Raw genomic sequence first — 17,424 nt, 5'->3', positions numbered from 1 at the left:
AGGAAGTGAATACGTGCAACAGATAGCCCGCTCTGTCGCCCTGGCATTTAACAATCTGCCTCGACCCCACCGCGTTATGCTGGGGTCGCTTACAGTTCTCACATTAGCGGTCGCCGTCTGGCGGCCCTATGTTTACCACCCGAGTTCCGCCCCAATCATCAAAACCATCGAACTGGAGAAGAGCGAGATCCGCTCTCTGCTGCCCGAGGCCAGCGAGCCTATCGATCAGGCCGCTCAGGAAGATGAAGCGATTCCCCAGGATGAGCTGGATGACAAGATCCAGAATGAAGCTGGCATTCATGAATATGTTGTATCCACTGGCGATACGCTGAGCAGCGTCCTGAACCAGTACGGTATCGACATGGGCAACATCAGCCAGCTCGCCGCATCCGATAAAGAGCTGCGTAACCTGAAAATTGGTCAGCAACTTTCCTGGACCTTAACGCCCGACGGCGATCTGCAACGTCTGACCTGGGAGATGTCCCGTCGCGAAACCCGCACCTACGATCGCACTGCAAACGGTTTCAAAATGACCAGTGAATTGCAGCAGGGCGACTGGGTTAACAGCGTCATGAAAGGGACCGTCGGCGGCAGCTTTGTTTCCAGCGCACGCGATGCCGGCCTGACCAGCGCTGAAATCAGCTCGGTGATCAAAGCCATGCAGTGGCAGATGGATTTCCGCAAACTGAAAAAAGGCGATCAGTTCTCTGTCCTGATGTCCCGCGAAATGCTGGACGGTAAGCGCGAGCAGAGCCAGCTGGTGGGCGTTCGTCTGCGTTCAGACGGCAAAGACTACTACGCTATTCGCGCGGAAGACGGTAAGTTCTATGACCGCAGCGGTACGGGTCTGGCAAAAGGCTTCCTGCGTTTCCCAACGGCGAAACAGTTCCGCGTCTCCTCCAACTTTAACCCGCGTCGTCTGAACCCGGTAACGGGCCGCGTAGCGCCGCACCGTGGCGTTGACTTCGCTATGCCGCAGGGCACGCCAGTGCTGGCGGTAGGAGATGGTGAAGTGGTCATGGCGAAACGCAGCGGTGCTGCTGGCTATTACGTTGCTATTCGTCACGGTCGTACGTACACCACCCGCTACATGCACCTGCGTAAACTGCTGGTCAAACCGGGCCAGAAGGTGAAACGTGGCGATCGCATCGCGCTGTCCGGTAACACCGGCCGGTCGACGGGGCCGCACCTGCACTATGAAGTGTGGATCAACCAGCAGGCGGTTAACCCGCTGACGGCGAAACTGCCGCGCACCGAAGGGCTGACCGGAAAAGATCGCAAAGATTACCTGGCGCAGGTGAAAGAGGTGATGCCGCAGCTGCGCTTCGACTAAGCTCTCCTGATTTAAAAAGCCGGCGTCAGTATGCGCCGGCTTTTTCTTTTGTGCGCGGGCGGCAGCCTCGCTACACTATCCGCATATATTTTTGCGTCACCAGACCCTGGAACCCGCATGGAAACCAAAAAAAACAATATTGAGTACATTCCTGAGTTTGAAAAATCTTTTCGCCACCCGCGTAACTGGGGCGCCTGGATTGGCGTATACGCGTTTGCTGGCATGGCGTTGCTACCTGCTTCCCTCCGCGATCCGGTGCTCGGTAAAGTGGGGCGCCTGGCAGGGCGCTTGGGTAAAAGCGCGCGCCGACGCGCGCAAATAAACCTGTTGTACTGTTTCCCGGATAAAAGCGACGCCGAACGCGAAGCAATCATTGATGACATGTATACCACTGCGCCGCAGGCGATGGCGATGATGGCGGAACTGGCACTGAAAGGGCCGGAGAAGATCGTCGAACGCGTTGACTGGAAAGGGCTGGAGATCATCGACGAGATGCGTCGCAATGATGAAAAGGTGATTTTCCTGGTGCCGCACGGCTGGGGGGTCGACATTCCGGCGATGTTAATGGCGTCGCAGGGCCAGAAAATGGCGGCGATGTTCCATAATCAGGGAAACAAAATCTACGATTTCGTCTGGAATACCGTGCGCCGTCGCTTTGGCGGACGCTTGCACGCCCGAAACGATGGCATTAAGCCTTTCATTCAGTCGGTACGTCAGGGTTACTGGGGCTACTATCTGCCCGATCAGGACCATGGTCCTGAGCACAGCGAGTTTGTCGATTTCTTCGCAACCTATAAAGCCACGCTACCAGCGATTGGTCGCCTGATGAAAGTCTGCCGCGCCCGCGTGATCCCACTGTTCCCGGCTTATGACGGTAAAACGCATCGCCTGAGCATTGAGGTACGTCCGCCGATGGACGATCTGCTGACCGCAGACGATCACACCATCGCACGCCGCATGAATGAAGAGGTGGAAGTGCTGGTGGGGCCGCATAAGGAGCAATATACGTGGATCCTGAAGCTGCTCAAAACGCGCAAACCTGGCGAAACAGAGCCGTACAAGCGTAAAGAGCTTTTCCCGAAGAAATAGGAAACCTTCACCCCTCTCCCCTTAGGGGAGAGGGGAGCGGAGCTTACTCTACGGTCAGTACGCGGGTGGTATTGGTTGAGCCGATGGTGCTCATCACGTCACCCTGCGTCACGATAACGATATCACCGGATACCAGATAACCTTTGTCGCGCAGCAGGTTCACGGCATCGTGCGCGGCGGCCACGCCGTCGTTGGTGCTGTCGAAGTATACTGGCGTCACGCCGCGATACAGCGCCGTCAGGTTCAGCGTACGCTCGTGACGGGACATGGCGAAGATCGGCAGACCGGAGCTGATACGGGACGTCATTAGCGCGGTACGGCCAGATTCGGTCATGGTGATGATCGCCGTGACCCCTTTCAGGTGGTTGGCTGCGTACATCGCGGACATCGCAATCGCTTCTTCCACATTGTCGAACTGGATATCCAGGCGGTGCTTGGAGACGTTAATGCTTGGGATCTTCTCTGCACCCAGGCAGACGCGCGCCATGGCGGCCACGGTTTCCGCCGGATACTGGCCCGCCGCGGTTTCCGCTGACAGCATCACCGCGTCAGTACCATCCAGCACGGCGTTCGCCACGTCCATGACTTCTGCACGGGTCGGCATTGGGTTGGTGATCATGGATTCCATCATCTGGGTGGCGGTGATCACCGCGCGGTTCAGCTGACGCGCGCGACGGATCAGCGCTTTCTGGATACCGACCAGTTCAGGGTCGCCAATTTCCACGCCCAGGTCACCACGGGCAACCATCACCACGTCAGACGCCAGGATCACGTCGTCCATCGCGTCCTGATCGCAGACCGCTTCAGCGCGTTCCACTTTTGCAACGATTTTCGCATCGCAGCCTGCATCGCGCGCCAGGCGGCGAGCATAGTTCAGATCTTCACCGCAGCGCGGGAAGGAGACGGCCAGATAATCTACGCCGATCTGCGCTGCGGTCACGATATCCGCTTTGTCTTTATCGGTCAGCGCTTCGGCAGACAGGCCACCGCCGAGTTTGTTGATGCCTTTGTTGTTGGAGAGCGGGCCGCCGACGGTCACTTCGGTGAACACCTTCATACCCTGAACTTCCAGCACTTTCAGCTGTACGCGTCCGTCGTCCAGCAGCAGGATGTCGCCAGGCACAACGTCAGCAGGCAGACCTTTGTAGTCGATACCCACTTTTTCCTTATCGCCTTCACCTTTGCTCAGGTTGGCGTCCAGCAGGAATTTATCGCCGATGTTGAGGAAGACTTTGCCTTCTTTAAAGGTCGATACGCGGATTTTTGGACCTTGCAGGTCACCGAGGATAGCAACGTGGCGGCCCAGTTTAGCTGCGATTTCACGCACTTTGTCGGCACGTAATTTATGGTCTTCTGGCGTACCGTGAGAGAAGTTCATACGCACCACGTTAGCACCCGCGGCGATAATCTTTTCGAGGTTATTATCGCGGTCGGTGGCCGGGCCTAAGGTGGTGACGATCTTGGTTCTGCGAAGCCTTCTGGACATGTAATACTCCGTTGACTGAAACAACTTTGGTGTTGCGTGAACATAGAATCGGCCTTCATCTATCGCAAGGCAGTAGCGAGGGGACCGAATGCCGTAAATCGTACTTCGTCGTTATTAGGGAACATCGCTCTTTATAAGCAATTCTTTATCAAAACGCGATTCTTTCAGGGCTTCCTTGACCCGCTTCAAGTTATCCCGGAATTTTGCGCCCCGGCGTAAGGTAAAACCTGTCGCCAGTACGTCGATGACCGTCAACTGCGCCAGGCGGGAGACCATCGGCATGTACATGTCGGTATCCTCCGGTACGTCCAGGGTAATGGCGAGCGTCGCTTCCCGGGCGAGCGGCGTACCTGCCGTCGTCAGGGCGATGACCATCGCATCGTTGTCACGCGCGAGCTGCGCCAGCTCCACCTGGCTCTTGGTGCGGCCCGTATGGGAGATGAGTACCACGACATCTTCTTCGCTACAATTCATACAGCTCATGCGTTGCAGCACAATGTCATCGGAGTAAATCACCGGCACGTTAAAGCGAAAGAATTTATTCATGGCGTCATGCGCCACGGCGGCGGACGAGCCAAGGCCAAAGAAGGCAATCCGTTTGGCCTGCGTGAGAAGATCGACCGCGCGATTTACTGAACTCATGTCCAGAGACTGGCGAACGTGGTCGAGCGTGGCCATAGCCGATTCAAATATTTTTGCGGTGTAAGCATCAACGCTGTCGTCTTCATCGACATTGCGATTAACATACGGGGTGCCGTTTGCCAGACTTTGGGCCAGATGCAGTTTAAAATCAGGAAAGCCGCGCGTGTCCAGACTACGACAGAATCGATTGACCGTCGGTTCGCTGACGCCCGATTCCTGTGCCAGAGCGGCGATGCTTGAATGAATCGCCTGAGCGGGCGCGGCGAGAATAACTTCAGCCACTTTGCGCTCGGATTTGCTAAGGTGTTCCAGTTGAAACTGGATTTTTTCCAGCATGTTCATTGTTAACAAGACGCTCATGAGGGCATAAACGATTTCATAAAGAGATGAAACCTTGATTCGATTTAGCCGATATTACCCCCAGGACTCCCGAAAGGGTAATCGTCGACAAGAAATGTTGTTGTTTTTTTTCATTACTTGATCGACGTCGGGTTTTGCTCTGACCCCGTTGCGCAAAGAATCGACGTTTGTTGCGTCATCAGACGGGCGTAATGGCCCAGGCGACGAAAAATCACCGTATCGCACGCGACGTTAAGCGCTAATGGTTTCAGGAAACGAGTAAAAGCAGTACAGTGCATTGTAATAAAATTACAACGATACCTGGCAGAGTACCAGGCGATCTAACTGAGGAGAATGACATGGCGGTAACGCAAACAGCCCAGGCATGTGACCTGGTCATTTTCGGCGCGAAAGGCGATCTTGCACGCCGAAAATTGCTGCCTTCCCTGTATCAGCTCGAAAAAGCGGGCCAGATCCATCCCGACACCCGGATCCTTGGGGTAGGGCGCGCAGACTGGGATAAGGAGGCTTATACCAAAGTCGTGCGTGAGGCGCTCGAAACGTTCATGAAAGAGAAAATCGATGAAAGCCTTTGGGATAAGCTGAGCGGGCGTCTCGATTTCTGCAACCTGGACGTCAACGATGTAGGCGCCTTTACCCGTCTGGGTGAAATGCTTGACCAGGAAAATCGTGTCACTATTAACTATTTCGCCATGCCGCCAAGCACCTTCGGCGCCATCTGCAAAGGTCTGGGCGAGGCGAAGCTGAACGCCAAACCGGCGCGCGTAGTGATGGAGAAACCGCTGGGTACGTCGCTGGCGACCTCGCGTGAAATCAACGACCAGGTAGGCGAGTTCTTTGAGGAGTGTCAGGTTTACCGTATTGACCACTATCTGGGCAAAGAGACGGTACTGAACCTGCTGGCGCTGCGTTTTGCCAACTCCCTGTTTGTGAACAACTGGGACAACCGCACTATCGACCACGTGGAAATTACCGTGGCGGAAGAGGTGGGCATCGAAGGCCGTTGGGGCTACTTCGACCAGGCCGGCCAGATGCGTGACATGATCCAGAACCACCTGCTGCAAATTCTGTGCATGATTGCCATGTCTCCACCGTCAGATCTGACGGCCGACAGCATTCGTGACGCCAAAGTGAAAGTGCTGAAATCACTGCGCCGTATTGACCGCTCCAACGTGCGTGAGAAAACCGTGCGCGGCCAGTACACCGCAGGTTTTGCCCAGGGGAAAAAAGTTCCTGGCTATCTGGAAGAAGAGGGCGCGAACAAGTCCAGCAACACCGAGACGTTTGTGGCGATCCGCGTGGATATCGACGACTGGCGCTGGGCCGGTGTGCCGTTCTACCTGCGTACCGGGAAACGTCTGCCGGCAAAATGCTCCGAAGTGGTGGTCTACTTCAAAAATCCGGAACTGAACCTGTTCAAAGAATCCTGGCAGGAACTGCCGCAGAATAAACTGACCATCCGTCTGCAACCGGACGAGGGTGTGGATATTCAGATCCTGAACAAAGTGCCGGGTCTTGATCACAAACACAACCTGCAAACCACCAAGCTCGACCTGAGCTACTCTGAAACCTTCAACCAGACGCATCTGGCCGACGCTTACGAGCGTCTGCTGCTGGAAACCATGCGTGGTATCCAGGCGCTGTTCGTCCGCCGCGATGAAGTGGAAGAGGCGTGGAAGTGGGTCGACTCCATCACTGAAGCGTGGGCAGCCGATCAGGACGCGCCAAAACCGTATCAGGCGGGAACATGGGGACCTGTCGCCTCCGTTGCGATGATCACCCGTGATGGCCGCTCCTGGAACGAGTTTGAATAACCACCTTCTCTAGCCCAAAGGTGTTATTTTACCGGTAACATGATCTAACACAGCAAGTGGCATAATTTTTATCTTTTAAGCTCCGCGTGGATTCACCCGCGGAGCTTTTTTTATTACACTCCCTTCAGACATTTTGCCCCTGTGCTCCGGATATCAGGCGTTTCAGCGTTGTTAACAACCGTCAGAAACTGTGTAAACTCCCGAGCCTGGACAGATAAATTAGAGGAGCTTTTATGAATCCGACATTGTTACGCGTAACACAACGCATTGTTGAACGCTCGAAAGAGACCCGTGCTGCCTACCTTGCCCGCATCGAACAGGCGAAGAGTGAAACGGTCCATCGCTCACAGCTGGCCTGCGGGAATCTGGCCCACGGCTTTGCGGCCTGCCAGCCTGGTGATAAAGACGCGCTGAAAAGCATGTTGCGTAACAATATCGCCATCATTACCTCCTATAATGACATGCTTTCAGCCCACCAGCCGTATGAGGTCTACCCGTCTATCATCCGCAATGCGCTGCACAGCGTGAACGCGGTGGGCCAGGTTGCAGGCGGCGTGCCGGCCATGTGTGATGGCGTAACCCAGGGCCAGGACGGTATGGAGCTGTCCCTGCTGAGCCGCGAAGTGATCGCCATGTCAGCGGCAGTGGGCCTGTCTCACAATATGTTTGATGGCGCGCTCTATCTGGGCGTGTGCGACAAAATCGTCCCGGGGCTGGTGATGGCCGCGCTGTCGTTTGGCCACCTGCCAGCGATTTTTGTGCCGTCAGGCCCGATGGCAAGCGGTCTGCCAAACAAGGAAAAAGTCCGTATCCGTCAGCTGTATGCCGAAGGAAAAGCGGACCGTCAGGCACTGCTGGAAGCGGAAGCCGCGTCTTATCACGCGCCGGGCACCTGTACGTTCTACGGTACGGCCAACACCAACCAGATGGTGGTGGAGTTTATGGGGATGCAGCTACCGGGCTCGTCGTTCATCCAGCCGGATGCGCCACTGCGTAAAGCGCTGACCGAAGCCGCAGCCCGTCAGGTGACGCGCCTGACCGGTAACGGCAACGAGTGGATGCCAATGGGCAAAATGGTGGATGAAAAAGTTATCGTAAACGGGATTGTCGCCCTGCTGGCGACCGGCGGTTCAACCAACCATACCATGCACCTTGTCGCGATGGCGCGCGCGGCGGGCATTCTGATTAACTGGGATGACTTCTCCGATATCTCCTCCGTGGTACCGCTGATGGCGCGTCTGTACCCGAACGGTCCGGCGGACATCAACCACTTCCAGGCCGCGGGCGGCGTGCCGGTGCTGATGCGCGAGCTGCTGAAAGGCGGCCTGCTGCATGAGGATGTCAACACGGTGGCGGGCTTTGGCCTGCATCGCTATACCCTTGAACCCTGGCTGAACAACGGTGAGCTGGACTGGCGCGAAGGGGCGAGCGACTCGCTCGATCCTCAGGTTATCGCAACCTTCGAACAGCCATTCTCTCCTCACGGCGGCACCAAAGTGCTGAGCGGTAACCTTGGACGTGCCGTGATGAAAACCTCTGCCGTGCCGGAAGAGAATCAGGTGATTGAAGCCCCGGCGGTGGTGTTTGAAAGCCAGCACGACGTTTTACCTGCTTTTGACGCGGGTCTGCTTGATAAAGACTGTGTGGTCGTGGTGCGTCATCAGGGACCAAAAGCGAACGGGATGCCAGAATTACATAAACTTATGCCGCCGCTTGGTGTATTATTGGACCGCCGTTTCAAAATTGCACTGGTGACCGATGGACGCCTCTCGGGGGCATCCGGTAAAGTGCCTTCAGCGATTCATGTCACCCCGGAAGCCTACGACGGCGGCCTGCTGGCGAAAGTGCGTGATGGTGACATGATCCGCGTTAACGGTCAGACAGGCGAGTTAACCCTGCTGGTGGACGAAGCAGAGCTGGCGGCGCGTCAGCCACATATTCCTGACCTGAGCGCATCCCGCGTGGGTACCGGACGCGAAATGTTTGGTGCGTTGCGTGAGAAACTCTCCGGTGCGGAGCAGGGCGCAACCTGTATTACGTTTTAAGACGACTTGATTTTAACGATCTGGCGAGAGAAAACTCTGATGAAAAACTGGAAAACAAGTGCAGAAGCAATCCTGACTACTGGCCCTGTCGTGCCGGTTATTGTGGTAAACAAACTGGAGCACGCTGTCCCAATGGCGAAGGCGCTGGTTGCGGGTGGCGTTCGTGTTCTGGAAGTGACCCTGCGTACGGCCTGTGCGATAGATGCGATCCGTGCTATCGCCAAAGAAGTGCCGGAAGCGATCATCGGTGCAGGTACGGTTCTGAATGCGCAGCAGCTGGCGGAAGTGACCGAAGCGGGCGCACAGTTTGCCATCAGCCCGGGGCTGACCGAGCCCCTGCTGAAAGCCGCAACCGAAGGTTCTATTCCGCTGATCCCGGGTATCAGCACCGTTTCTGAACTGATGCTGGGCATGGACTACGGCCTGAAAGAATTCAAATTCTTCCCGGCTGAAGCGAACGGCGGCACCAAAGCGTTGCAGGCGATTGCGGGCCCATTCTCCCAGGTGCGTTTCTGCCCAACGGGCGGTATCTCTCCGGCAAACTACCGTGACTACCTGGCGCTGAAAAGCGTGCTGTGCATCGGTGGCTCCTGGCTGGTTCCGGCGGATGCGCTGGAAGCAGGCGACTGGGATCGCATCACTAAACTGGCTCGCGAAGCGGTAGAAGGCGCGAAAGAGTAAGTTTGTTTGCCGGGTAGCGGCTGCGCCTTACCCGGCCTGCCAGACAGTTATAACGGGCCTTTCGGTCCGTTTTTTTATCCTGCTACGCTGACGTTCGCAGCCGCTATTTTCGCTCTCGCGACGGCTTCGTCCACGTTTTCCCCGGTTGCTAATGCCACGCCCAGACGACGGCTTCCGTCGATCTCCGGTTTGCCGAACAGTCTGACCTGTAAGCCTGCACCAACCGCACCTTCGACGTTATCAAAGGTGACATTCTGGCTGGTCAGCTGCGGCAGGATCACCGCGGAGGCTGCCGGGCCGTATTGACGGATGCCGCCAACCGGCAGGCCGAGGAAAGCGCGCACGTGCAGCGCGAACTCGGAGAGATCCTGTGAAATCAGCGTAACCATCCCGGTATCGTGCGGGCGAGGGGAGACTTCGCTGAAGATCACCTCGTCGCCGCAAACAAACAATTCCACGCCGAACAGGCCGTAGCCGCCCAGCGCCAGCACCGTCTTGCGGGCGATCTCCTGCGCGCGTGCCAGCGCCAGCGCGCTCATCTGCTGCGGCTGCCAGGATTCTCGATAATCGCCGTCTTCCTGACGATGACCAATCGGGTCGCAGAAATAAACGCCGTCCACGGCACTGACGGTAAGCAGGGTAATTTCGAAATCAAACTTCACCACGCCTTCCACGATGACGCGCCCGGCACCGGCACGACCGCCCTGCTGGGCATAGTCCCAGGCCTGGTCCAGCGTGCTGCTGTCGCGGATAAAGCTCTGCCCTTTGCCGGAGGAGCTCATTACCGGCTTAATGATGCACGGGTAGCCAATCTCTTCGACGGCCTGGAGAAACGCAGCTTTATCCCCGGCAAAACGGTAGCTGGAGGTCGGGAGCTGTAATTCTTCTGCCGCCAGGCGACGAATGCCTTCCCGGTTCATGGTCAGTTTTGCCGCAGTGGCGCAGGGCACCACGCGCTGGCCTTCCTGCTCAAGGGCAACCAGCATCTCAGTGGCAATGGCCTCAATTTCAGGTACCACGAAATCCGGTTTTTCGTCGGCAATTAACCCCCGCAGGGCATTACCATCAAGCATATCGATGACGTGCGAGCGATGCGCGACGTGCATGGCAGGGGCGTTCGCGTAACGGTCCACCGCAATCACTTCCACACCCAAACGCTGGCATTCAATGGCCACTTCTTTACCCAGTTCACCCGATCCCAACAGCATGACGCGCGTCGCGGCGGGACGCAGCGCGGTTCCTAAACGAGTCATAAAAATCCCCCTGAAAAAGATGCGGGCAGTATAAACGAAAACGTTTGCGTCTGTCTTGTATGGGGATATCCGGACAGCGGTGAAATTTGCGCTTCTTTAGCACTGACAGACATTTCCTGACACCCGCTCGCTTAGGCTGTGAAGGTTACGCACTGTTACGTGAGGAAAAATATGTCAGGCTGGATGAATCAACTGCAATCCCTGTTGGGACAAAAAGGCTCGTCGTCGGGCGAGCAGGGTCTGAGCAAGCTGCTGGTGCCGGGTGCGCTCGGCGGGCTGGCCGGTTTGCTGGTTGCCAATAAATCATCGCGGAAACTGCTTACCAAATACGGTACCGGCGCGCTGCTGGCGGGCGGAGGGGCTATTGCAGGTTCCGTCTTATGGAGCAAATACAAAGATAAGGTGCGCAGCGCGCATCAGGATGAACCGCAGTACGGGAAGCAGGTATCGCCGTTAGATTTACGCACCGAGCGCCTGATCCTCGCCCTGGTCTTTGCAGCCAAGAGCGACGGGCATATTGATGCCAGTGAACGTGCCGCAATTGAACAGCAGATGCGGGAAGCGGGCGTTGAGGAGCAGGGCAGGGCGCTGGTGGCGCAGGCCATTGAACAGCCGCTCGATCCGCAGCGTCTGGCGCAAGGCGTGAAAAACGAAGAAGAGGCGCTGGAACTCTATTTTCTGAGCTGTGCCGCCATCGATATCGATCACTTTATGGAGCGCAGCTACCTGAACGCCCTGGGCGATGCGCTGAAGATCCCCCAGGACGTTCGCGAGGGAATTGAGCAGGATATTCAGCAGCAGAAGCAGACCCTCGCGGGCTAGAAGGCCATGTTTCGCTTGCATCATACGCGTGTTTTGCCAACCTTATAGGATGTAAAACGAAAAAGTAAGAATGCCATGCCTCCAAAAGCCCGACGTACTCCTTATGCGATCACCACGCATGGCGATACGCGTATCGATAACTACTACTGGCTGCGGGACGATTCTCGTTCCCGGCCAGAGGTGCTCGACTATCTGCACGAGGAAAACGACTATGGCCGCCAGGTCATGGCCAGCCAGCAGGCGCTTCAGGATCAGCTCCTGAACGAAATGGTGCAGCGTATCCCCCAGCGTGATGTCTCTGCCCCGTGGTGCAAAAACGGTTATCGCTATCGCCATATTTATGAGCCGGGAAACGAATATCCCATCTACCAGCGCCAGTCTGTGCTGAGCGCCGAGTGGGACGAATGGGAGATCTTGCTGGATGCCAACAAACGTGCTGCCCACAGTGAGTTTTATACGCTGGGCGGCATGTCCATTTCCCCCGATAACGCCATTATGGCGCTGGCTGAGGATTACCTCTCCCGCCGCCAGTACGGTTTGCGTTTCCGCAATCTTGAAACGGGAAACTGGTATCCCGAAATGCTGGATAATGTCTCCCCCGATTTCGTCTGGGGTAACGATTCAGAAACGGTCTACTACGTTAAAAAGCATGCCTCAACGCTGCTGCCTTATCAGGTCTGGCGTCATACGGTGGGGACCGATTCCGCCGACGATGAATTAGTCTACGAGGAAAAAGACGAGACGTTCTATGTCAGCCTGCACAAAACGTCGTCTCGCCACTACGTGATCATTTTCCTCTCCAGCGCCACCACTTCAGAAGTGCTGCTGCTGGATGCAGAGCTGCCGGATGCGCAGCCGCTGTGCTTCCTGCCGCGCCGTAAAGATCATGAGTACAGCCTGGATCACTTCCAGCACAGCTTTTACCTGCGTTCGAACCGCGAGGGCAAAAACTTTGGCCTTTATAAAACCAAAGTGCGCGATGAACGCAAATGGGAAGTGTTAATTCCCGCGCGCGATCAGGTGATGCTGGAGGGGTTCACCCTGTTTACCGACTGGCTGGTGGTGGAAGAGCGTCAGCGCGGACTGACCAGTATCCGCCAAATCAACCGCAAAACCCGCGAAGTGGTGGGCATTGCGTTCGATGACCCGGCTTACGTAACGTGGATCGGCTTTAACCCGGAACCGGAATCGTCCCGCCTGCGGTACGGCTATTCGTCGATGACCACCCCGGATACGTTGTTTGAACTGGATATGGACACCGGGCAGCGTCAGGTGATTAAACAGGCTGAGGTCCGGGGTTTTGAGTCGGAAAATTATCGCAGTGAGCACCTGTGGGTGACCGCACGCGACGGCGTTGAAGTCCCTGTATCGCTCGTCTATCACAAGGCGCACTTCAACAAAGGTAAAAACCCCATCCTCGTCTATGGCTATGGCTCCTATGGATCAAGCATGGACGCCGATTTCAGCAGCAGCAGGCTGAGCCTGCTCGACCGCGGTTTTGTTTATGCGATTGCCCATATTCGCGGGGGCGGCGAACTGGGTCAGCACTGGTATGAAGACGGAAAATTTCTCAAAAAGAAAAATACCTTTAACGACTACCTTGATGTCTGCGATGCGCTGATCGCGCAGGGTTATGGCGATCCGCAGCTCTGCTTTGGCATGGGGGGCAGCGCCGGGGGCATGCTAATGGGCGCCGTCATCAACCAGCGGCCTGAACTGTTTAAAGGCGTTATCGCCCAGGTGCCGTTTGTGGACGTGGTGACGACCATGCTGGATGAGTCCATTCCACTGACCACCGGGGAGTTTGAAGAGTGGGGGAATCCGCAGGATGAAACCTATTATCGCTACATGAAAGAGTACAGCCCGTACGATAACGTCGAGGCGAAAGCCTATCCGCATATGCTGGTGACCACCGGCCTGCACGATTCCCAGGTGCAGTACTGGGAGCCCGCGAAATGGGTGGCGAAGCTGCGTGAGCTGAAAACTGACGATAATCTGCTGCTGCTGTGTACCGATATGGACTCAGGGCACGGAGGGAAATCAGGGCGATTTAAATCCTATGAAGGGGTGGCGCTGGAGTACGCCTTTTTGATTGGCCTGGCGCAGGATACGCTGCCAGGCCGGGCGGGGACTCAGGCTTCGCCTAAATAATGCTTCAGCGTCAGGCGCAGTTCCGGGCTCATTCTGTCGAGGTTGTTGTACAGCCAGCGCAGATAGCCCGGATCTTTGTCCGCCACTTCCGATACTGGCTTCCCGCGATATTTACCGAACGTAAAGGTAGTCAGTAGCGCGGGGCGCCCGGTAATGGTCGCCATATCGTCTGGCGTCCAGCCGGAAGTATTCATGATATCAATCAGGAGCGCTGCGGTGATGTAGCAGTCATAGAGGGCACGGTGATGATGCAGCCCTTCCGGCGTCCGCACGCTGAGTTTGCGCGACTTATACAGCGCCATATTGCTGTATTTGATCCCTGGCCACAGACGGCGCGCCAGCTTCATGGTGCAAATCCATTCGCCGGGCATCTCCGGCAGCACGCGGCGGTCAAAGCTGGCGTTATGGGCGACATACCACTGGCTACCGTGGTAAAGAGGGATGATCTCTTCAATCCACGGCTTATCCGCCACCATCGATTCCGTAATGCGATGTATAGCCATCGCCTGCGCACTGATGGGACGATCCGGGCGCACCAGATGGCTCATTGGGTTGACTATCTTTCCGTCAATCACGTCGACAGAAGCGACTTCCACAATTCCACCCTGTAAATCACAGGTTTCGGTATCGATAACGCGCAGCATTGATCGCTCCTGATCCTAAAATGCCTAGCCTAATGGAATGATATCGCCTTGCCAACCCTGTTGGCCTAAAGAACCGGTTAGCAGCAGTTCTCCCTTATCGGCACGTACAATCAGCTGACCTTTTTCATCCCATAACGCGCTACCGCCGCGCGCGTTCGCCATTAATACCGCGATGGCGTACTTGTGCGCGAAGCGTTGTAACGAACCGATCGATTGTCGCCAGCGGTGCTCGCCCACGGCCAGGCTGCTGGTGAACAGCGTTGCCTCCGGGTCCAGTTCCGGGGCGTCAGCCTGGTTATCCACGATGGTTAACCTTTTATCACCAGGAATAACACCCGCACCGTTGCCCTGCGGATAACGCCGGATGGTCGACAGGTTAGGGGTGAAAAGCGCGAGTCCTTTCTGGCGCTGGCCGTGTTGCTGGAGCGTAATACCAGCAATCACCGTGATGAAACGTGACTGGGCGGCGTGAAGGAGGGGGGCAAGCTGCAAATCGTCAGGAGGTGGGGGTAAGGATGTTCCGCCTGGGCCGGTAAGCGAAAGCTCCGGAAAGACGATCAAATCGCACCCATGCCAGGCAGCTTCGGCAATAAAGTGCAGGTGATGTTTTACGTGCTCATCAACACAGTTGTGCCGCGGGGCATACTGAGCCGCGGCAATATTCCATCGTGACATCGTGACTTCCTTATACACTAAGTCGCTGGGATTTTAAGATTACACCTAAATTTATCAGGGTTTTCTTATCCTGCCACATAACGCGTAAGGAAGTGTAACGAGACGTTAAGCTTATTTAACTTTAGGTTCGTACGGCAGGCGCGAGAGATTGACGGAGGCGAGGCGATGCGCAATGAGACGTTCGCGAAACCAGTCGCGCAGATGTGCGGGTTGTTCACGCTCTACCACTTCAGCTACGACGGGCATGTTGTAACGCTCTTTGAATGCGACACCCGCGGCGGCGAGATCGACATTCACTTTGTCCATCTCGTCCTGAGGAAGGGCGGCCAGGTTAACGTTCATTTCCTTCTCCTTTTTCTGCGGCGGCAACGTTACCGCGATTGTTCAACGATGACAAGGGAGCAAAGGATGTTCCTCGACTCGTTAATTATACAGAGTTATTCTTTAGCATTCAGGCATAACGAAAAGGAATGATTGTGATGCACTTTACCCCTTCCCGCGTCGCGTGCGCGCTGGCATTTCTGCTCTCTTCAGCAACCGCGACCTCAGCTCTGGCCCATGCGCATCTTAAGCAGCAATCCCCGCAGGAAAATACCGTTGCGGTGGCACCAGAGGTCATTACCCTGAACTTCTCGGAAGGCATTGAGCCTGCCTTCAGCGGCGTGGTGGTGACGGACGCGCAGCAGCACAAGATCCAGACCGGCGCGGTGAAGCGTGACGAGAAGGATAACGCAAAGCTGATTGTTCCTCTTGAGAAACCGTTGCCGACCGGCACCTACACGGTGGACTGGCACGTGGTCTCCGTGGACGGCCACAAAACCAAGGGCAGCTATCACTTTAGTGTGAAATAGTATGCTGGCCCTGAGCTACGTCGCGTTACGCTTTATCCATTTTGCTGCGCTGATGCTGCTTTTCGGCAACGCGCTTTACAGCGTCTGGTTTGCACCGTCTTCGTTGCAGCGCCTCATGACCCGGCGTTTCCAGCGGCAGCAGAAACTCGCGGCCTTAATCAGCCTGATGGCGGCTCTGCTGATGTTTGGCCTGCAAAGTGGGTTGATGGGCAACGGCTGGGGCGATGTCATTCGTCCGGCGGTCTGGCGCAGCGTGCTGGGAACGCAATTTGGCGGCGTCTGGTTGTGGCAAATGGTGCTGGCCGCTGCGACGGCGGGCGCTGCATGGCTTACCCCGCAAAAAGGCTCACGGCTGTTACTGCTCGTGATGGGGCAGCTGGTGCTGTTGGCGGGCGTGGGACATGCCGCGATGAACGGTGGCGCACCGGGAGCATTGCATCGTCTCAACCATGCGCTTCATCTGCTCTGCGCCGCGACCTGGGTGGGTGGTTTACTGCCGCTGCTGTTTTGTATGCGTCTGGCGAAAGGCCGCTGGCAGCCAGCCGCTATCTTTACCATGATGCGCTTCTCCCGCGTGGGGCATTACGCCGTGGCAGGCGTGCTGCTGACCGGGATAATCAATACGCTCTTTATTGTTGGCATAAACGTGCCGTGGCATGCGCCTTATGTCCAGCTGTTGTTGTTCAAATGTGCGCTGGTCATGATGATGGTGGCAATTGCGCTGGCGAATCGGTATTTTCTTGTGCCACGCTTTCGCCCGGAGGCCGGGCGGGAACAACAGATTTTTATCAGGATGACACAGGCAGAGGTGGTGCTGGGCGCGCTGGTACTGGCGGCCGTCAGCCTGTTCGCGACCTGGGAACCCTTCTGACAAGGTTAAATAACATATGAAAAAGACACTGCTTTCTCTTTTACTTCTCACCTGTGCCAGCAGTGCGCTGGCCGCGCCGCAGGTCATCACCGTCAGCCGGTTTGAAGTGGGCAAGGACAACTGGGCATTTAATCGTGAAGAGGTCATGCTCACCTGCCGTCCCGGTAACGCGCTGTATGTCATCAATCCCAGTACGCTCGTGCAGTATCCGTTAAATGACGTAGCGGAGCAGCAGGTGGCCAGCGGGAAAAGTAACGGACAGCCTGTCAGCGTGATCCAGGTGGATGACCCGGCAAACCCCGGGCAGAAGAAAAGTCTGGCACCGTTTATTGAGCGCGCTGAAAAGCTCTGCTAGCCGTCAGGTTTCCAGTAAAAAAAAACCGCAGGTGCTTGTAAAAGCTCTGCGGTTTTTCACATTTAGTGATGTTCTGACGCTTTTTTTCAGACCACTTTTACTGTGGACTGGAAAACCTGACGTCGTCATCTATTCTTAAAGGGCAAGGCGATTGAGCCTGCATTAATGCCAACTTTTAGCGCACGGCTCTCTCCCAAGAGCCATTTCCCTGGACCGAATACAGGAATCGTATTCGGTCTCTTTTTATCCGCATGAAAATAAACGATAAAATCCGGTTTTCGTCTCAGCAGAAGGTTCACTTCCTGTGCGCCTGCCTCAAACATACCACAACCCGGCAGGCGTAAGTCCAGTC

At 56.1% G+C, this 17,424-nt stretch carries 17 protein-coding genes; 10 read left to right on the top strand and 7 right to left on the bottom strand.

Annotated elements, in window-relative coordinates; genetic code table 11:
• Positions 1-13: 13 nt before the first annotated feature.
• Both mepM and lpxM read left to right on the top strand, forming a co-directional pair.
• Positions 14-1,333 carry a murein DD-endopeptidase MepM gene (mepM, locus tag RY075_RS14070; RefSeq protein WP_003859762.1) on the top strand — a complete coding sequence of 440 codons (1,320 nt, stop codon included), beginning with the start codon at positions 14-16 and terminating at the stop codon, positions 1,331-1,333.
• Between the two features lie 117 nt (positions 1,334-1,450).
• A complete protein-coding gene (lpxM, locus tag RY075_RS14065) occupies positions 1,451-2,422 on the top strand; it encodes a lauroyl-Kdo(2)-lipid IV(A) myristoyltransferase (protein ID WP_022651444.1) in 972 nt (323 codons plus the stop codon).
• A gap of 43 nt (positions 2,423-2,465) precedes the next feature.
• On the opposite strand, the gene pyk is transcribed toward lpxM, so the two are convergent.
• Positions 2,466-3,908 (bottom strand): pyruvate kinase, encoded by a 1,443-nt coding sequence (gene pyk, locus RY075_RS14060; protein ID WP_003859767.1) that lies wholly within the window; start codon positions 3,906-3,908, stop codon positions 2,466-2,468.
• A gap of 114 nt (positions 3,909-4,022) precedes the next feature.
• On the bottom strand, positions 4,023-4,892 hold the full coding sequence (locus RY075_RS14055) for a MurR/RpiR family transcriptional regulator (RefSeq protein ID WP_032659044.1): 870 nt from the start codon (positions 4,890-4,892) through the stop codon (positions 4,023-4,025).
• Positions 4,893-5,248: 356 nt separating this feature from the next.
• Between RY075_RS14055 and zwf the strand changes: the two genes are divergently transcribed.
• The 3 genes from zwf (at position 5,249) to kdgA (ending at position 9,450) form a co-directional block, all read left to right on the top strand.
• Entirely contained in the window at positions 5,249-6,724 is a 1,476-nt protein-coding gene (gene zwf / locus RY075_RS14050) for a glucose-6-phosphate dehydrogenase (protein ID WP_003859771.1), read from the top strand.
• Between the two features lie 233 nt (positions 6,725-6,957).
• Positions 6,958-8,769, top strand: coding sequence for a phosphogluconate dehydratase (gene edd, locus RY075_RS14045; protein WP_015570284.1), 1,812 nt, complete (start codon positions 6,958-6,960; stop codon positions 8,767-8,769).
• Between the two features lie 39 nt (positions 8,770-8,808).
• Positions 8,809-9,450 carry a bifunctional 4-hydroxy-2-oxoglutarate aldolase/2-dehydro-3-deoxy-phosphogluconate aldolase gene (kdgA, locus tag RY075_RS14040; RefSeq protein ID WP_109948694.1) on the top strand — a complete coding sequence of 214 codons (642 nt, stop codon included), beginning with the start codon at positions 8,809-8,811 and terminating at the stop codon, positions 9,448-9,450.
• A gap of 74 nt (positions 9,451-9,524) precedes the next feature.
• Here the strand turns inward: kdgA and purT are convergent, their stop codons facing one another.
• Positions 9,525-10,703: a formate-dependent phosphoribosylglycinamide formyltransferase gene (purT, locus tag RY075_RS14035; protein WP_109948695.1), complete on the bottom strand. Its 1,179-nt coding sequence runs from the start codon at positions 10,701-10,703 to the stop codon at positions 9,525-9,527.
• A gap of 171 nt (positions 10,704-10,874) precedes the next feature.
• On the opposite strand from purT, the gene RY075_RS14030 reads away from it, so the two are divergent.
• Both RY075_RS14030 and ptrB read left to right on the top strand, forming a co-directional pair.
• Positions 10,875-11,525 (top strand): tellurite resistance TerB family protein, encoded by a 651-nt coding sequence (locus tag RY075_RS14030; protein ID WP_072139425.1) that lies wholly within the window; start codon positions 10,875-10,877, stop codon positions 11,523-11,525.
• A gap of 75 nt (positions 11,526-11,600) precedes the next feature.
• Positions 11,601-13,676 carry an oligopeptidase B gene (ptrB, locus tag RY075_RS14025; RefSeq protein ID WP_045343596.1) on the top strand — a complete coding sequence of 692 codons (2,076 nt, stop codon included), beginning with the start codon at positions 11,601-11,603 and terminating at the stop codon, positions 13,674-13,676.
• Here ptrB and exoX read toward each other — a convergent pair.
• The 3 genes from exoX to RY075_RS14010 all read right to left on the bottom strand — a co-directional run bounded on the left by exoX (position 13,658) and on the right by RY075_RS14010 (position 15,337).
• Positions 13,658-14,320 (bottom strand): exodeoxyribonuclease X, encoded by a 663-nt coding sequence (gene exoX, locus RY075_RS14020; protein WP_015570288.1) that lies wholly within the window; start codon positions 14,318-14,320, stop codon positions 13,658-13,660. The genes ptrB and exoX overlap by 19 nt on opposite strands.
• 24 nt (positions 14,321-14,344) lie before the next feature.
• Positions 14,345-14,995: a carbon-nitrogen hydrolase family protein gene (locus RY075_RS14015; protein ID WP_003859783.1), complete on the bottom strand. Its 651-nt coding sequence runs from the start codon at positions 14,993-14,995 to the stop codon at positions 14,345-14,347.
• Positions 14,996-15,106: 111 nt separating this feature from the next.
• Complete coding sequence (locus RY075_RS14010; RefSeq protein WP_003859784.1) at positions 15,107-15,337, bottom strand: DNA polymerase III subunit theta; 231 nt, start codon at positions 15,335-15,337, stop codon at positions 15,107-15,109.
• A gap of 137 nt (positions 15,338-15,474) precedes the next feature.
• Between RY075_RS14010 and yobA the strand changes: the two genes are divergently transcribed.
• From yobA to RY075_RS13995, 3 genes are read left to right on the top strand one after another with little or no spacing between them, the layout of a single operon-like run.
• Positions 15,475-15,846: a CopC domain-containing protein YobA gene (gene yobA / locus RY075_RS14005; protein ID WP_045329847.1), complete on the top strand. Its 372-nt coding sequence runs from the start codon at positions 15,475-15,477 to the stop codon at positions 15,844-15,846.
• A 1-nt stretch (position 15,847) separates the two neighbouring features.
• On the top strand, positions 15,848-16,717 hold the full coding sequence (gene copD / locus RY075_RS14000) for a copper homeostasis membrane protein CopD (protein ID WP_045341063.1): 870 nt from the start codon (positions 15,848-15,850) through the stop codon (positions 16,715-16,717).
• Positions 16,718-16,733: 16 nt separating this feature from the next.
• Positions 16,734-17,072 carry a YebY family protein gene (locus tag RY075_RS13995; protein WP_003859787.1) on the top strand — a complete coding sequence of 113 codons (339 nt, stop codon included), beginning with the start codon at positions 16,734-16,736 and terminating at the stop codon, positions 17,070-17,072.
• Positions 17,073-17,197: 125 nt separating this feature from the next.
• Here RY075_RS13995 and RY075_RS13990 read toward each other — a convergent pair whose 3' ends face one another.
• Positions 17,198-17,395, bottom strand: a complete 198-nt coding sequence (locus tag RY075_RS13990; protein WP_032609507.1) for a hypothetical protein — start codon at positions 17,393-17,395, stop codon at positions 17,198-17,200.
• Between the last annotated feature and the right edge of the window lie 29 nt (positions 17,396-17,424).

This window comes from Enterobacter sp. JJBC (assembly GCF_036936505.1).
Lineage (GTDB): Bacteria > Pseudomonadota > Gammaproteobacteria > Enterobacterales > Enterobacteriaceae > Enterobacter > Enterobacter hormaechei_C.
This window is presented reverse-complemented; position numbering and strand designations above follow the sequence as displayed.

Coding starts and splice junctions, on each gene's coding strand:
- lpxM (WP_022651444.1), top strand. CDS start 1,451: ATGGAAACCAAAAAAAACAATATTGAGTACATTCCTGAGTTTGAAAAA.
- pyk (WP_003859767.1), bottom strand. CDS start 3,908: ATGTCCAGAAGGCTTCGCAGAACCAAGATCGTCACCACCTTAGGCCCG.
- RY075_RS14055 (WP_032659044.1), bottom strand. CDS start 4,892: ATGAACATGCTGGAAAAAATCCAGTTTCAACTGGAACACCTTAGCAAA.
- zwf (WP_003859771.1), top strand. CDS start 5,249: ATGGCGGTAACGCAAACAGCCCAGGCATGTGACCTGGTCATTTTCGGC.
- edd (WP_015570284.1), top strand. CDS start 6,958: ATGAATCCGACATTGTTACGCGTAACACAACGCATTGTTGAACGCTCG.
- kdgA (WP_109948694.1), top strand. CDS start 8,809: ATGAAAAACTGGAAAACAAGTGCAGAAGCAATCCTGACTACTGGCCCT.
- purT (WP_109948695.1), bottom strand. CDS start 10,703: ATGACTCGTTTAGGAACCGCGCTGCGTCCCGCCGCGACGCGCGTCATG.
- RY075_RS14030 (WP_072139425.1), top strand. CDS start 10,875: ATGTCAGGCTGGATGAATCAACTGCAATCCCTGTTGGGACAAAAAGGC.
- ptrB (WP_045343596.1), top strand. CDS start 11,601: ATGCCTCCAAAAGCCCGACGTACTCCTTATGCGATCACCACGCATGGC.
- exoX (WP_015570288.1), bottom strand. CDS start 14,320: ATGCTGCGCGTTATCGATACCGAAACCTGTGATTTACAGGGTGGAATT.
- RY075_RS14015 (WP_003859783.1), bottom strand. CDS start 14,995: ATGTCACGATGGAATATTGCCGCGGCTCAGTATGCCCCGCGGCACAAC.
- RY075_RS14010 (WP_003859784.1), bottom strand. CDS start 15,337: ATGAACGTTAACCTGGCCGCCCTTCCTCAGGACGAGATGGACAAAGTG.
- yobA (WP_045329847.1), top strand. CDS start 15,475: ATGCACTTTACCCCTTCCCGCGTCGCGTGCGCGCTGGCATTTCTGCTC.
- copD (WP_045341063.1), top strand. CDS start 15,848: ATGCTGGCCCTGAGCTACGTCGCGTTACGCTTTATCCATTTTGCTGCG.
- RY075_RS13995 (WP_003859787.1), top strand. CDS start 16,734: ATGAAAAAGACACTGCTTTCTCTTTTACTTCTCACCTGTGCCAGCAGT.
- RY075_RS13990 (WP_032609507.1), bottom strand. CDS start 17,395: ATGTTTGAGGCAGGCGCACAGGAAGTGAACCTTCTGCTGAGACGAAAA.